Origin of the sequence: Streptomyces sp. NPDC002209, from assembly GCF_042890265.1 — a bacterium.
In the GTDB taxonomy this organism is placed as follows: domain Bacteria; phylum Actinomycetota; class Actinomycetes; order Streptomycetales; family Streptomycetaceae; genus Streptomyces.
Genome location: NZ_JBIARX010000003.1, coordinates 310,708 through 327,310, shown reverse-complemented (window position 1 = coordinate 327,310; position 16,603 = coordinate 310,708). Strand labels below are relative to the sequence as shown.

Genomic DNA, 16,603 nt, shown 5'->3' with positions numbered 1-16,603 from the left:
CGCTGAATGATTGGGGCAATTAAGTGAGTGCGTCGTATGAAAAGGTCGTCCAGGCGCTGAGGAAGTCGCTGGAAGAAGTCGGCTCGCTGAAGAAGCAGAACCGCCAGCTCCTCGACGCTTCCCGTGAACCGATCGCCATCGTGGGCATGGCGTGCCGTCTGCCGGGTGGCGTGGCGGGGCCGGAGGACCTGTGGCAGATGGTGTCCGAGGGCCGGGACGCCGTCTCCGGGTTCCCCGAGGACCGGGGCTGGGACCTGGAGGGTCTGTTCGATCCGGACCCCGAGCGTGCGGGTACCTCGTACACGGACCAGGGTGGTTTCCTGCACGAGGCGGGTCTCTTCGACGCGGGGTTCTTCGGGATCTCGCCGCGTGAGGCGCTGGCGATGGACCCGCAGCAGCGGCTGCTGCTGGAGGCCTCGTGGGAGGCGCTGGAGCGGGCCGGCATCGACCCGGTCTCGCTGAAGGGCAGCGACGTCGGCGTGTTCTCCGGGGTCTTCGGCCAGGGCTACGTCGCGCCGGGAGCGAGTGTGGTGACGCCCGAGCTGGAGGGCTTCGCCGGCACGGGCGGCTCGACGAGTGTGGCCTCGGGCCGGGTGTCCTACGTGCTCGGGTTCGAGGGCCCGGCGGTTTCGGTGGACACCGCGTGCTCGTCCTCGCTGGTCGCGATGCACCTGGCCGCGCAGGCGCTGCGCCAGGGCGAGTGCTCGATGGCGCTGGCCGGCGGCGCGACGGTCCTGGCGTCGCCCGGCGTCTTTGCGGAGTTCTCCCGCCAGCGCGGCCTGGCCGCTGACGGGCGGTGCAAGGCATTCGCCGATGCCGCGGACGGCACCGGCTGGGCCGAGGGCGTCGGCGTGGTCGTGCTGGAGCGGCTGTCGGTGGCGCGTGAGCGCGGGCACCGGGTGCTGGCCGTACTGCGCGGCAGCGCGGTCAACCAGGACGGCGCCTCGAACGGTCTGACCGCGCCGAACGGTCCCTCGCAGCAGCGGGTGATCCGCGGAGCGCTCGCGAGCGCCGGGCTGGTCTCGGCGGACGTGGACGTGGTGGAGGGTCACGGGACCGGTACGGCGCTGGGCGACCCGATCGAGGCGCAGGCGCTGCTGGCCACGTACGGCCAGGGCCGCGACGCGGACCGGCCGCTGTGGCTGGGCTCGCTGAAGTCGAACATCGGTCACGCGCAGGCGGCCGCCGGTGTGGCCGGCGTGATCAAGATGGTCGAGGCACTGCGCCACGGCGTCATGCCTCCCACGCTGCACGTGGACGCGCCCACGACCGAGGTCGACTGGTCTGCGGGGGCGGTGGAGCTGCTGACCGAGGCCCGCGAGTGGCCGCAGAACGGCCGGCCGCGCCGGGCCGGCGTGTCCGCGTTCGGTGTCAGCGGCACGAACGCCCACCTGATCCTGGAGGAGGCGCCGCAGGAGGAGGCGGAGCAGGACTCCGGCGAGGCGCTCCCCACGGGTGTGGTGCCGCTGGTGGTGTCGGCGCGGACCCCCGGTGCGCTTGCGGCTCAGGCCGGGCGGCTGGCGGCCTTCGTCGAGGGCGCCGAGGGGGTGTCGACGGCGGACGTGGCCGGGGCGCTGGTGTCCGGCCGCGCGGTGCTGGGCGAGCGTGCGGTGGTCGTGGCCGACTCCGCAGACGAGGCGCTGGCCGGGCTGCAGGCACTGGCGCGCGGTGAGGACGCTGCCGGTGTCGTGGCCGGCAGTGCCGGTTCCGGTGCGCCGGGCAAGGTCGTGTGGGTGTTCCCGGGTCAGGGCTCGCAGTGGGCGGGCATGGGCCGTGAACTCCTCGACTCCTCGCCGGTGTTCGCGGAGCGGATCGAGCAGTGCGCTGCCGCCCTGGAGCCGTGGACCGACTGGTCGCTGATCGACGTGCTGCGCGGGGAGACCGAGCCCGAGCTCATGGAGCGCGTCGACGTGCTCCAGCCGGCCAGCTTCGCCGTGATGGTGGGCCTGGCGGCCGTATGGAGCTCCGTGGGAATCGAGCCCGACGCGGTGCTCGGTCACTCGCAGGGCGAGATAGCCGCCGCCTGTGTGGCGGGTGCGCTGTCGCTGGAGGACGCGGCGCGTGTGGTGGCGCTGCGCAGCCAGGCCATCGCCAAGGACCTGGCCGGACGCGGCGGTATGGCCTCGGTCGCACTGAGCGCGGACGAAGCGGTTGCGCGGCTGGCTCCCTGGGCGGACCGGGTCGAGGTCGCCGCCGTCAACGGGCCGGCCTCCGTGGTGATCGCCGGTGACGCCGAGGCACTGGACGAGGCGCTGGAGGCGCTGTCCGGTGCGGGCGTCCGGGTGCGTCGGGTCGCGGTGGACTACGCCTCGCACACCCGGCACGTGGAGGACATCCGCGAGGCGCTCGCCGAGGCACTGGCCGAGGTGAGTGCTCTGGCGCCGGCGGTGCCGTTCTACTCGACCGTGACCGGTACGTGGGTGGAGGACGCCGGCGTCCTGGACGGCGCGTACTGGTACCGCAACCTGCGGGGCCAGGTCGGCTTCGGTCCGGCCGTGGCCGACCTGCTGGCCCAGGGGCACGGGGTGTTCGTCGAGGTCAGCGCCCACCCGGTGCTGGTCCAGCCGATCACCGAGACCGTCGACAACGCCGACACCACTGCTCCTGTGCTGGTGACGGGCTCGCTGCGCCGTGAAGACGGCGGCCTGCGACGGCTGTTCGCCTCGATGGCCGAACTGTTCGTCCGCGGTGTCGCCGTGGACTGGAGCGGCATTCTGCCCACCGGGGCCATCTCCGCACACGTGGACCTGCCGACCTACGCCTTCGAGCACCAGCACTACTGGCTCGAGGCGGTCGGCGGCGCCACGGACGCGGCCTCCCTGGGCCAGACGACGGCCGATCACCCGCTGCTGGGTGCGGTCCTGCGCCTGCCGCAGTCGGACGGTCTGGTCTTCACCTCGCGGCTTTCGCTGAAGTCGCACGCCTGGCTGGCCGACCACGCGGTGAGCGGTGTGGTCATCGTCCCCGGTACCGGGCTGGTGGAGCTGGCCGTACGGGCCGGCGACGAGGCCGGATGCGGCGTCCTGGAAGAGCTGGTGATCGAGGCGCCGCTCGTCGTACCCGAGCACGGTGGAGTCCGCGTACAGGTCGCCGTCGGCGGACCGGGTGAGAACGGCTCGCGCACGGTGGAGGTGTACTCCCAGCGCGAGGACACCGCCGACGACGGTGGCGCGGACGTATGGACGCGGCACGCCACCGGCCTCCTGTCGGCATCGCCGGCGGCCCATGCGCCGGAGTTCGACTTCGCCGCCTGGCCCCCGAAGGGTGCGCAGCCGGTCGAGGTCGGGAACTTCTACGCCGACCTGCTCGAGCGCGGCTACGCGTACGGGCCGGCGTTCCAGGGCCTGCGGACGGTGTGGCGGCGCGGCGACGAGGTCTTCGCCGAGGTCGTCCTGCCCGAGGAGCAGAGCAAGGACGCCGGCAAGTTCGGCATCCACCCGGCGCTGCTCGACGCGGCCCTGCAGGCCGGAACGGTCGGCGCAGCCGCGGGCACGGCACAGGAGGAAGAGGCCGGCGAGCCGGTGCTCGCGTTCGCGTGGAACGGACTGGCGCTGCACGCCGCAGGTGCCTCGGCCCTGCGGGTGCGGGTGGCGCGGAGCGGCCCGGACGCCCTGTCGTTCCAGGCCGCCGACGAGACCGGCGGCCTGGTCCTGACGCTGGACTCGCTGGTGTCCCGTCCGGTCTCCGCCGAGCAGCTCGGCGGCGCGGCGGACGCTGCGGTCGCCAACGCGCTGTTCCAGGTGGAGTGGAGCGAGCTGCCCGAGGTTCAGGCCGAGCCCGCGCTGTCGTGGGCGCCGGTGGCCACCGCCGACGAGGTGACCTCGCTGGCCGAAGGCATGGCCGCGGTCCCCGGCGTATCGCTCGTGGCGGTCCTGGAAGCCGTCGGCGATGAGAACGGCGGCGAGGACGCGGTCCTGGCGTTGACCTCCCGTGTGCTGGGGGTCTTGCAGGCGTGGCTGGCCGGCGCCGGACTCGAGGAGTCGCAGCTGGTGGTGGCGACTCGGGGTGCGGTGCCCGCCGGCGGCGGCACGGTGAGCGACCCCGCGGGCGCCGCGGTGTGGGGTCTGGTGCGTGCAGCCCAGACGGAAAGCCCCGACCGGATCGTCCTGGTGGACATCGACCCCGCTGCCGAAGGCGGCACGGACTCGGTGATGGACACGGTGCTGGACTCGGTGCTCGCCTGCGGCGAGCCGCAGGTCGCGGTGCGCGGAACCACGTTCTCCGTGCCCCGGCTCGCCCGCACGACCGCTCACGTTCCGGAGAATCCGGCGGTCTTCGGACCCGAGGGAACCGTCCTGGTCTCCGGCGCCGGTTCCCTGGGCGGTCTGGTGGCCCGTCACCTGGTCTCCCGGCACGGGGTGCGGCATCTGGTGCTGGCCAGCCGCCGCGGCCCGGACGCCGACGGAGTGCAGGAGCTGGTCGCCGAGCTGACCGGGCAGGGCGCTGCGGTGTCGGCGGTCGCCTGCGACGTGTCCGACCGAGGCCAGGTCGAGGCCCTGCTGGCAGCAGTGCCGGCCGAGCACCCGCTCACCGGTGTGGTGCACACGGCGGGCGTGTTCGACGACGGGCTGATCGGGGCCCTGACCCCGGAGCGGCTGGCGGGGGTGTTCGCGCCGAAGGTCGATGCGGTGCGGCACCTCGACGAACTGACCCGGGGCCTGGACCTCGACGCATTCGTCGTCTTCTCGTCCGTTGCGGGCCTGTCCGGAGGCGCAGGCCAGGGCAACTACTCGGCGGCGAACGCCTTCCTGGACGGATTGATGAACAACCGCCGGGCGGCGGGCCTGCCGGGCCTGTCGCTGGCCTGGGGCCTGTGGGACCAGACCCTCGGCATGGCCACGCACCTCAGCACCGTCGACCAGGCCCGTGCCAGCCGTAGCGGTGTGCTCGCGATCTCGGCCGCGGAGGGCATGGACCTCTTCGATGCCGGTCTGGTGTCCGAGCAGGCGCTGCTCGTGCCGGTCAAGCTGGACCTGCGCGGGGTGCGTGCCGACGCGGCGGCCGGCCGTGGGGTGCCGAACCTGCTGCGCGGCCTGGTCCGCGCGGGCCGACAGCAGGCGAGCGCGGCGGGCGCCGCCGACGAGGGCCGTCAGCTCTCGGACCGGCTGGCCGGACTCACCGCGGCGGAGCAGGAGGCCCTGCTCCTCGAGCTGGTGCGTACCCAGGCCGCAGTCGTCCTCGGGCATTCCGACTCCGGCAGCGTCCGCGCGGAGACGGCGTTCAAGGACGCCGGCTTCGACTCGCTGACCTCGGTCGAGCTGCGCAACCGGGTGCGTGAGGCGACCGGCCTGAAGCTTCCGGCCACGCTGGTCTTCGACTACCCGACCCCGCTGGCCCTCGCCCGCTACCTCCGCGAGGAGTTCGGTGACGTGGCGCCGGCGCCGGTGGAACCGACGGTCGTGGCGGCCGATTCGGGTGAGCCGCTCGCGATCGTCGGCATGGCGTGCCGCCTGCCGGGCGGCGTGGCGGATCCCGAGGACCTGTGGCGGATGGTGTGCGAGGGCCGGGACGCGGTGTCGTCCTTCCCCGACGACCGCGGCTGGGACCTGGACGGCCTGTTCGACCTGGACCCCGACCACGCGGGTACGTCGTACACCGATCAGGGCGGTTTCCTGCAGGGAGCGGGCCAGTTCGACGCGGGGTTCTTCGGGATCTCGCCGCGTGAGGCCCTGGCGATGGACCCGCAGCAGCGACTGCTGCTGGAGACCTCCTGGGAGGCCTTGGAGGGTGCCGGGATCGACCCGGTCTCGCTGAAGGGCACCGACGTCGGCGTGTTCTCCGGCGTCTCCAGCCAGGGCTACGGGACCGGCACGGTCGCGCCCGAGGTGGAAGGCTTCGCGGGCACGGGGCTGGCGCCGAGCGTGGCGTCCGGCCGTGTGTCGTACGTGTTCGGGTTCGAGGGCCCGGCGGTTTCGGTGGACACCGCGTGCTCGTCGTCCCTGGTGGCGATGCACCTCGCCGCGCAGGCGCTGCGGCAGGGCGAGTGCTCGATGGCACTCGCCGGCGGTGCGATGGTCATGTCGACGCCCGGTGCGTTCATGGCGTTCTCCCGGCAGCGCGGCCTGGCCGCTGACGGCCGGTGCAAGGCGTTCGCGGACGGCGCGGACGGCATGGGGCTGTCCGAGGGCGTCGGTGTGGTGCTGCTCGAGCGCCTGTCGGTGGCGCGGGAGCGCGGCCACCGGGTTCTCGCGGTGCTGCGTGCCAGTGCCGTGAACCAGGACGGTGCGTCGAACGGTCTGACCGCGCCCAGTGGTCCGTCGCAGCAGCGGGTCATCCGCAAGGCCCTGGCCAATGCCGGACTTTCCCCGTCCGAAGTGGACGTGGTGGAGGGCCACGGCACGGGTACGGCGCTGGGCGACCCGATCGAGGCGCAGGCACTGCTTGCCACCTACGGCAAGGGCCGCGATCCGGAGCAGCCGCTGTGGCTGGGCTCGCTGAAGTCGAACATCGGTCACGCGCAGGCGGCTGCCGGTGTGGCCAGTGTGATCAAGATGGTGCAGGCGCTGCGATACGGCGTCATGCCCCCCACGCTGCATGCCCAGAAGCCCACGACCGAAGTGGACTGGACGGCGGGTGCGGTCGAGCTGCTGACCGAGGCCCGCGCATGGCCGCAGAACGGTCACCCGCGCCGGGCCGGTGTGTCCTCGTTCGGTGTCAGCGGCACGAACGCCCACCTGATCCTCGAGGAGGCGCCCGCCGAAGAGGCCGCGACCGTTGCGGAAGCGCAGGCGCCCGCCGGTGTGCTGCCGCTGGTGGTCTCGGCGCGGAGCGCCGGTTCGCTCGCGGGCCAGGCCGGACGGCTGGCGGCCTTCGTCGACGGCGCCGATGAGGTGTCGCTGGCGGACGTGGCCGGAACACTGGTGTCGGACCGTACGGTCTTCGGCGAGCGCGCGGTGGTGGTCGCCGACTCGAACAAGGAAGCACTGGTCGGTCTGCAGGCACTGGCACGCGGTGAGAGCGCGCCGGGTGTGGTGTCCGGGAGCGCGACCGGTTCGGGCAAGGTCGTATGGGTGTTCCCGGGTCAGGGCTCGCAGTGGGCGGGCATGGGCCGTGAACTCCTCGACTCTTCCCCGGTGTTCGCGGAGCGGATCGCCGAGTGCGCTGCCGCGCTGGAGCCGTGGATCGACTGGTCGCTGACCGAGGTGCTGCGCGGCGAAGGCGACCCTGACCTCATCGAGAGGGTTGACGTCCTCCAGCCGGCGAGCTTCGCCGTGATGGTGGGTCTGGCGGCGGTCTGGTCGTCGGTGGGCGTGGAGCCGGATGCGGTGCTGGGCCACTCCCAGGGCGAGATCGCCGCCGCTTGTGTGGCAGGCGCGCTGTCGCTGGAGGACGCGGCGCGTGTGGTGGCGCTGCGCAGCCAGGCCATTGCCAGGGAGCTGGCCGGGCGTGGCGGTATGGCTTCGGTGGCGCTGAGCGTCGACGAGGCGGTTGCTCGTCTGGTGCCGTGGGCGGACCGTGTTGAGGTCGCCGCGGTCAACGGGCCGTCCTCCGTGGTGATCGCCGGTGACGCCGAGGCGCTGGACGAGGCGCTGGAGGCGCTGTCGGGCGACGGCGTCCGGGTGCGCCGGGTTGCGGTGGACTACGCCTCGCACACCCGGCACGTGGAAGACCTTCGCGACATCCTCGCCACCACGCTGGGCGGGATCGGTGCGAAGGCTCCGACGGTGCCGTTCTACTCGACCGTGACCGGTACGTGGGTGGAGGACGCCGACGTCCTGGACGGCGCGTACTGGTACCGCAATCTGCGGGGCCAGGTCGGCTTCGGTCCGGCCGTGGCCGACCTGCTGGCGCAGGGTCATGGGGTGTTCGTGGAGGTCAGTGCCCATCCGGTGCTGGTCCAGCCGATCACCGAGACCGTCGACAACGCCGACATCGGGACCGATGTGGTGGTGACCGGGTCGCTGCGCCGTGAAGACGGCGGTCTGCGACGGCTGTTCGCCTCGATGGCCGAACTGTTCGTCCGCGGTGTGGCCGTGGACTGGGCCAAGGTCCTGCCCGCCGGAGCGGAGTCCGCCCGCATCGACCTGCCGACGTACGCCTTCGACCACCAGCACTACTGGCTGCACCTGGCCGAGGCGGCCACGGACGCGGCCTCGCTGGGCCAGGCGGCGGCCGATCACCCCCTGCTGGGTGCGGTCGTGCGCCTGCCGCAGTCGGACGGTCTGGTCTTCACCTCGCGGCTGTCGCTGAAGTCGCACCCCTGGCTGGCCGATCACAGGGTCGGCGGTGTGGTGCTCCTCCCGGGCACCGGGCTGGTGGAGCTGGCGGTACGAGCAGGTGACGAGGCCGGGTGCGGGCTGCTGGAAGAACTCGTGACCGAGGCCCCGCTGGTGGTGCCCGAGCAGGGCGGAGTCCGCGTACAGGTCGCCGTCGGCGGCCCGGGTGAGACCGGCTCGCGCACCGTGAACGTGTACTCCCAGCGCGAGGACGCCCTCGACGAGGGTGGCGCGGACGTGTGGACGCGGCACGCCACCGGCCTCCTGTCGGCATCGCCGGCAGCACAAGGAGCGGAGCAGGAGTTCGACTTCGCCGCCTGGCCGCCTCCCGGCGCGCAGCAGGTGGACATCAGCGGCGGCTACGAGATGCTCGCGCAGGTGGGGTATGCGTACGGGCCGGCGTTCCAGGGCATGCGGGCCGTGTGGCGGCGCGGCGAGGAACTCTTCGCCGAGGTCGCCCTGCCCGAGGACCAGCGCAAGGAAGCCGGCAAGTTCGGCCTCCACCCCGCGCTGCTGGACGCGGCCCTGCAGGCCGGGATGTTCAGCGCCGCGGCGAGCACGGCGACGGAGGAATCCTCGGAACCCGTGATGCCGTTCGCGTGGAACGGGCTGGCGCTGCACGCCGCGGGTGCCTCGGCCCTGCGGATCCGCGTGGCGCCGAACGGTCCCGATGCGCTGTCGGTGAAGGCCGCCGACGAGACCGGTGGTCCGGTCGTGACGTTGGACTCGCTGGTTCTTCGGCCGGTGTCCGTCGAGCAGTTGGGCGCGGCGGCGGACACCTCGGTCGCCAACTCGCTGTTCGAGGTGGAGTGGTCCGAGCTGCCCCAGGCCCAGGGAGCCGAACTGTCTCCGTCGTGGGTGCCGGTGGCCACCGCTGACGAGGTGGCGGCCCTGGCGGGTGGCGCAGGCGTCCCGGCCGCGGCCGTCCTGGAAGCCGTCGGCGGCTCCGGCGAGGGCGCGGTGCTGGCCCTGACCTCCCAGGTGCTGGAGGTCGTACAGGCGTGGCTGGCCGACGCCGGGCTGGAGGAGTCGCGCCTGGTGGTGCTGACGCGTGGCGCGGTTCCCGCCGGCGACGGTGCGGTGACCGACCCGGCCGGATCGGCGGTGTGGGGTCTGGTGCGTGCCGCCCAGTCCGAGAACCCCGACCGGATCGTCCTGCTGGACACCGACCCGGCTGCCGAAGGCGGCATGGATTCGGTGCTGGATTCCGTACTGGGTTCGGTCCTGGCCGGCGGTGAGCCGCAGATCGCGATCCGCGGAACGGCCCTCTCCGTCCCCCGGCTCGTCCGGGTCACGGGCGAGGCCCCCGATGCACCCGCGGTGTTCGGACCGGACGGGACCGTCCTGGTCTCCGGCGCCGGGTCGTTGGGCGCGCTGGCGGCCCGACACCTGGTCACCCGCCTCGGCGTGCGGCACCTGCTGCTGGCCAGCCGTCGGGGTCCGGATGCCGAGGGCGTGCAGGAGCTGGTCGCCGAACTCACCGAGCTGGGCGCTGCCGTCTCGGCGGTCGCCTGCGACGTGTCCGACCGTGGCCAGGTCGAGGCCCTGCTGGCTTCGGTTCCGGCCGAGCACCGGCTGACCGGTGTGGTCCACACCGCCGGCGTCTTCGATCCCGGCGTGGTCGGGGCGCTGACCCCGGAGCGGCTGGCTGGGGTCTTCGCGCCGAAGGTCGACGCGGTCCGTCACCTCGACGAACTTACCCGCGGAATGGGCCTCGACGCCTTCATCGTCTACTCCTCCGCATCGTCCATCTTTATGGGAGCTGGTAGTGGTGGCTACGCAGCGGCCAATGCTTTCCTGGACGGGTTGATGGCCTGCCGCCGGGCGGCGGGCCTGCCGGGTCTGTCGCTGGCCTGGGGCCCGTGGGAGCAGGTCACCGGTCTGGGCGACAGCATCGACGACCTCACCCTGACTCAGATGAGCCGGCGTGAGGGACGTGGGGGAGTCATGGCGCTCAAGTCCGTCGAGGGTATGGAGCTGTTCGGTGCAGCCGTGGGGTCCGGACGGGCCCTGCTGGTGCCGGTCAAGCTGGACCTGCGCGGTGTGCGTGCCGACGCCGCGACCGGTGTCGGGGTGCCGCACCTGCTGCGCGGCCTGGTACCGGCGGGCCGGCAACTGGCGAACGCCGGGAGCACCGGAAACGAGGGCCGGCAGCTGTCCGACCGGCTGGCCGGACTCACCGCGGCGGAGCAGGAGGCCCTGCTCCTCGAGGTGGTCCGTGCTCAGGCGGCGGTCGTGCTCGGGCATTCCGACTCCGGCAGCGTCCGAGCGGAAATGGCGTTCAAGGAGGCCGGTTTCGACTCGCTGACGTCGGTGGAACTGCGCAACCGGGTGCGTGAGGCGACCGGTCTGAAGCTTCCGGCGACGCTGGTCTTCGACTACCCGACCCCGCTGGCACTCGCCCGCCACCTGCGCGAGGAGTGCGCCGTCGAGGAGGCCTCCGCCGCCGATCCGGTGCTGGCCGGTCTCGCCGGTCTGGAGGCGTCCATCGAGGCCGCGGCTTCCGATGACGAGGCCCGTGGCCGGATCACCGTACGCCTGCGGGAACTGCTGAAGGCAGCCGAGTCGGCGGGCGGTCCCGGTGCGGCGTCGGGAACCGCGGACACGTCCAACGAGGATCTCGAAACCGCTGACGACGAGGAGCTGTTCGCGATCTTCGACCGGCTCGACTGAGCCGGACCCCCGTACGGCCGGGCCCCGGTGGGCCCGGCCGTACTCCCTGCACCCACGGTGCGGGGACCCCCCTCAGCAATCGCTCACTCAAATTTTCCTTGGAGCTGAATCCAGTGGCTGACGAGGCACAACTCCGCGACTACCTCAAGAGGGCCATCGCCGACGCCCGCGACGCCCGCAAGCGGCTGCGCGAGGTCGAGGACCAGGCGCGGGAGCCGATCGCCATCGTCTCCATGGCGTGCCGCTATCCAGGTGGTGTGTCCTCGCCCGAAGACCTGTGGAAGCTCGTCGCCGACGGGGTCGACGCCGTCTCCGGGTTCCCCGACGACCGCGGCTGGGACCTGGAGGGTCTGGTCGACCCCGACCCCGACCACGCGGGTACCTCGTACACCGACCAGGGCGGATTCCTGCAGGGGGCAGGGCTTTTCGACGCGGGGTTCTTCGGGATCTCGCCGCGTGAGGCCCTCGCCATGGACCCGCAGCAGCGGCTGCTGCTGGAGACCTCCTGGGAGGCACTGGAGAGCGCCGGCATCGACCCCTTCTCGCTGAAGGGCACCGACATCGGGGTCTTCTCCGGGGTGTCCGGCCAGGGCTACGGGGCCGGCGCCGGCGTCGTGACGCCGGAGGTCGAGGGCTTCGCGGGCACGGGAGCCGCTTCGTGCGTGGCGTCTGGCCGCGTGTCGTACGTGTTCGGGTTCGAGGGCCCGGCGGTTTCAGTGGACACGGGATGTTCCTCGTCGCTGGTGGCGATGCACCTGGCCGCGCAGGCACTGCGCCAGGGCGAGTGCACGATGGCACTCGCCGGCGGCGCGATGGTGATGGCGACGCCCGGCTCCTTCATGGCGTTCTCCCGGCAGCGCGGCCTGGCCACCGACGGCCGGTGCAAGGCGTTCGCAGACGGCGCGGACGGCATGGGCCTGGCCGAGGGCGTCGGCGTGGTGCTGCTCGAGCGCCTGTCGGTCGCGCGGGAGCGGGGCCACCGGGTGCTGGCCGTACTGCGCGGCAGCGCGGTCAACCAGGACGGTGCGTCGAACGGCCTGACGGCGCCGAACGGTCCGTCGCAGCAGCGGGTGATCCGCAGGGCGCTGGAGAGTGCCGGCCTCGCCGCGTCCGACGTGGACGTGGTGGAGGGGCACGGCACGGGTACGGCGCTGGGTGACCCGATCGAGGCGCAGGCACTCCTGGCCACGTACGGGAAGGGCCGCGACCCCGAACAGCCGGTGTGGCTCGGCTCGCTGAAGTCGAACATCGGCCACACGCAGGCGGCTGCCGGTGTGGCCAGTGTGATCAAGATCGTGCAGGCGCTGCGCCACGGCGTGATACCTCCCACGCTGCATGTCCAGGAGCCCTCGAGCCAGGTGGACTGGTCTGCGGGTGCGGTGGAGCTGCTGACCGAGGCGAGGGAGTGGCCGCAGAACGGTCACCCGCGCCGGGCCGGCGTGTCCTCGTTCGGTGTCAGCGGCACGAACGCGCACCTGATCCTGGAAGAGGCGCCGCCGGAGGAAGCGGAGCAGGAGCTCGGCGAGACGCAGCCCGCCGGTGTGGTGCCGCTGGTGGTCTCGGCGCGGACCCCCGGTTCGCTCGCGGGCCAGGCCGGACGGCTGGCGGCGTTCGTCGAGGGCGCCGACGAGGTGTCGCTGGCCTCGGTGGCCGGGACCCTCGTGTCGGGCCGTACCGTCTTCGGTGAGCGCGCGGTCGTGGTCGCCGACTCGGCCGATGAGGCGCTGGCCGGGCTGCACGCGCTGGCGCGCGGAGAGAGTGCGCCGGGTGTGGTGTCCGGTAGTGCGACTGCTTCGGGCAAGGTCGTGTGGGTGTTCCCGGGCCAGGGGTCGCAGTGGGCGGGCATGGGCCGTGAGCTTCTGGACTCCTCGCCGGTGTTCGCGGAGCGGATCGCGGAGTGTGCTGCCGCGCTGGAGCCGTGGGTCGACTGGTCGCTGCTCGAGGTGCTGCGCGGTGAGGCGGAGCCCGAGCTCCTCGAGCGGGTCGATGTCCTCCAGCCGGCGAGCTTCGCGGTGATGGTGGGTCTGGCGGCCGTCTGGGCTTCGGTCGGGGTCAAGCCCGACGCGGTGCTGGGTCACTCCCAGGGCGAGATAGCCGCAGCGTGTGTCGCGGGTGCGCTCTCGCTGGAGGACGCGGCGCGCGTCGTGGCGCTGCGCAGCCAGGCCATTGCCAAGGAGCTGGCCGGGCGCGGCGGTATGGCCTCGGTCGCGCTGACCGTGGACGAGGCGGTCGTACGGCTGGCCCCCTGGGCGGACCGGGTGGAGGTCGCCGCGGTCAACGGCCCGACCTCCGTGGTGATCGCCGGTGACGCCGAAGCGCTGGACGAGGCGCTGGAGGCGCTGTCGGGCGACGGCGCCCGGGTGCGTCGGGTCGCGGTGGACTACGCCTCGCACACCCGGCACGTGGAAGACATACGCGAGACGCTCGCCACCACGCTGGCCGGGATCGGTGCGAAGGCGCCGACGGTGCCGTTCTACTCGACCGTGACCGGTACGTGGGTGGAGGACGCCGACGTCCTGGACGGCGACTACTGGTACCGGAACCTGCGGGGCCAGGTGGGCTTCGGTCCGGCCGTGGCCGAGCTGCTCGCCCAGGGCCATGGGGTGTTCGTGGAGGTCAGTGCCCACCCGGTGCTGGTCCAGCCGATCACCGAGACCGTCGACACCACCGACACCGCCGCCGACGTGGTGGTGACCGGCTCGCTGCGCCGTGAAGACGGCGGCCTGCGCCGCCTGTTCGCCTCGATGGCCGAGCTGTTCGTCCGGGGCGTCGAGCTGGACTGGAACGGCGCGCTGCCGCGGACGGCGCCGTCCCGGCGCGTGGACCTGCCGACCTACGCCTTCGACCACCAGCACTACTGGCTCCACGCGGACGAGTCGGTCACGGATGCGGCGTCGCTGGGCCAGACGACGGTCGATCACCCGCTGCTGGGTGCGGTGGTGCAGCTGCCGCAGTCCGACGGGCTGGTCTTCACCTCGCGACTGTCGCTGAAGTCGCACCCCTGGCTGGCCGACCACGCGATCGGCGGCGTGACCCTCGCCCCGGGCACCGGGCTCGTGGAGCTGGCCGTTCGGGCCGGTGACGAGGCCGGGTGCGGACTGCTCGAAGAACTGGTGATCGAGGCACCGCTCGTCGTACCCGAGCAGGGCGGCGTACGGGTGCAGGTCGCGGTCGGCGCAACCGGCGAGAACGGCTCGCGCACGGTGGAGGTGTACTCCCAGCGCGAGGACACCGCCGACGAGGGCGGCGCGGACGTCTGGACCCGGCACGCCACCGGCCTCCTGTCGGCATCGCCGACGGCCCCTGGCACGGAGTTCGACTTCGCCGCCTGGCCCCCGGCCGGCGCACAGCCGGTCGAGCTGGACGCCGACGACTTCTACGCCGATCTGCGCGAGCGCGGCGTCGCCTACGGGCCGTCGTTCCAGGGCATGCGGGCCGTCTGGCGGCGCGGCGACGAGGTGTTCGCCGAGGTTGCCCTGCCCGAGGAGCAGCGCAAGGAAGCCGGCAGGTTCGGCCTCCACCCCGCACTGCTGGACGCGGCCCTGCAGGCCGCGACGTTCGGCGCCGCGTCGGGCACGGCGGAGGAGGAGTCCGGGGATCCGGTGCTGGCGTTCGCCTGGAACGGGCTGGCGCTGCACGCCGCGGGCGCCGCTGCCCTGCGGGTGCGCGTGGCGCCGAGCGGTCCCGACGCCCTGTCGGTCGAGGCTGCCGACGAGACCGGCGGCCTGGTGGTGACCATGGACTCGCTGGTGTCCCGGGCGGTGTCCGCCGAGCAGCTGGAGACGGCGGCGGACGCAGCGGTCGCCAACTCGCTGTTCCAGGTCGAGTGGACCGAGCTGTCCCAGGCGCAGGCTGCCGGGGCCGCGCCCTCGTGGCTGCCGGTGGCCACCGCCGATGACGTGGCGGCCCTGGCCGGCGGCGCAGAGGTCCCGGCGGTGGCCGTCCTGGAGGCGGTCGGTGGTTCCGGTGAGGGTGCGGTGCTGGCTCTGACCTCCCGGGTGCTGGAGGTCGTACAGGCGTGGCTTGCCGGTACGGGGCTGGAGGAGTCGCGGCTGGTGGTCGTGACTCGGGGTGCGGTGCCCGCCGGCGACGGCGCGGTGACCGACCCGGCCGGATCGGCGATATGGGGCATGGTCCGTGCAGCCCAGGCCGAGAACCCTGACCGGATCGTCCTCCTGGACACCGACACCGACCTCACTGCCACAGGCGGTACGCAGGCGGTGCTCGGTGCGGTGCTGGCCGGCGGGGAGCCGCAGATCGCGGTGCGCGGAACCACCTTCTCCGTGCCCCGGCTCGCCCGCACCACCACTGAAGCCCCGGACGTTCCGGCGGTCTTCGGACCGGACGGGACCGTCCTGGTCTCCGGCGCCGGGTCCTTGGGCGAGCTGATCACCCGGCACCTGGTCTCCCGGCACGGCGTACGGCACCTGCTGCTGGCCAGCCGTCGGGGTCCGGAGGCCGAAGGCGTGCAGGAGCTGGTCGCCGAACTCACCGAGCAGGGCGCTGCGGTGACGGTGGCGGCCTGTGACATGTCCGACCGTGACCAGGTCGAGGCCCTGCTGGCATCGGTGCCGGCCGAGCACCGCCTGACCGGTGTCGTGCACACCGCCGGCGTGTTCGACTCCGGGCTGATCGAGGCGCTGACCCCGGAGCGGCTGGCGGGCCTGTTCGCACCCAAGGTGGACGCGGTGCGGCACCTCGACGAACTGACCCGCGGCCTGGACCTCGACGCCTTCATCGTCTACTCCTCCGCCTCGTCCGTCTTCATGGGCGCCGGCAGCAGCGGCTATGCGGCGGCCAATGCCTTCCTGGACGGGCTGATGGACACCCGCCGGGCGGCCGGTCTGCCCGGTCTGTCGCTCGCCTGGGGCACGTGGGAATACGCCACCAACATGACCACCCACCTCACCACCGACGACCAGGTGCGCATGAGCCGGCGCGCGAGCCGCGACGGAGTCGTGGCGCTCAAGCCGGCAGAGGGCATGGAGCTGTTCGACGCCGCCGTGGTGTCCCCGCAGTCGCTGCTGGTCCCGGTGAAGCTGGACCTGCGGGGCGTGCGCGCAGGCGCAGCGGCCCGTGGCGGGGTGCCGCACCTGCTGCGTGGCCTTGTACCGGCTGGCCGGCAGCAGGCCCGCGCCGGATCCGCCAAGGAAGGCGATCTGGTCCGTCGGATCGCCGGGCTCACCGAAGCGGAGCAGGAGGCCCTGCTCCTCGACCTGGTGCGCGGTCAGGCCGCGCTCGTGCTCGGGCACACCGGGCCGGAGGGCGTCCGGGCGGAGACGGCGTTCAAGGACGTCGGCTTCGACTCGCTGACGTCGGTGGAACTGCGCAACCGGATGCGTGAGGCGACCGGTCTGAAGCTGCCGGCCACGCTGGTCTTCGACTACCCCACGCCGCTGACCCTCGCCCGCCACCTGCGCGACGAGCTCGGCATCAGCGACGACGTGCTGTCTCGCGTGAACGCAAAGATCGAGGACGTCGAGGCGCTGATCAGCGGCCTGCCGCTCGATGAATCCATGAAGTCCAGTATCGCGCTTCGCCTTCAGGGTTTGGTGGCCAAGTGCAACGGAGTGCTCGAGAACGTGGACGCTTCCACGGTGGCGGAGCAGCTGGAATCCGCGTCCGCCGATGAGGTCCTCGAATTCATTGACGGTGAATTCGGCCTCATCTGAAAACAGTTCAAGGCATTGCGGTTCCATCAAACCTTCGTAAGG

1 protein-coding gene and 1 pseudogene are annotated in these 16,603 nt (G+C 72.7%); both read left to right on the top strand.

All coding sequences use genetic code 11. The annotated features are described in order from the left end of the window. Positions 1-23: 23 nt before the first annotated feature. Positions 24-10,889, top strand: a complete 10,866-nt coding sequence (locus ACFYXK_RS08925) for an SDR family NAD(P)-dependent oxidoreductase (RefSeq protein WP_389410466.1) — start codon at positions 24-26, stop codon at positions 10,887-10,889. 116 nt (positions 10,890-11,005) lie between these two features. Next, positions 11,006-16,561 (top strand): annotated as a pseudogene (locus ACFYXK_RS08920) (type I polyketide synthase); the annotation flags it as partial. Between the last annotated feature and the right edge of the window lie 42 nt (positions 16,562-16,603).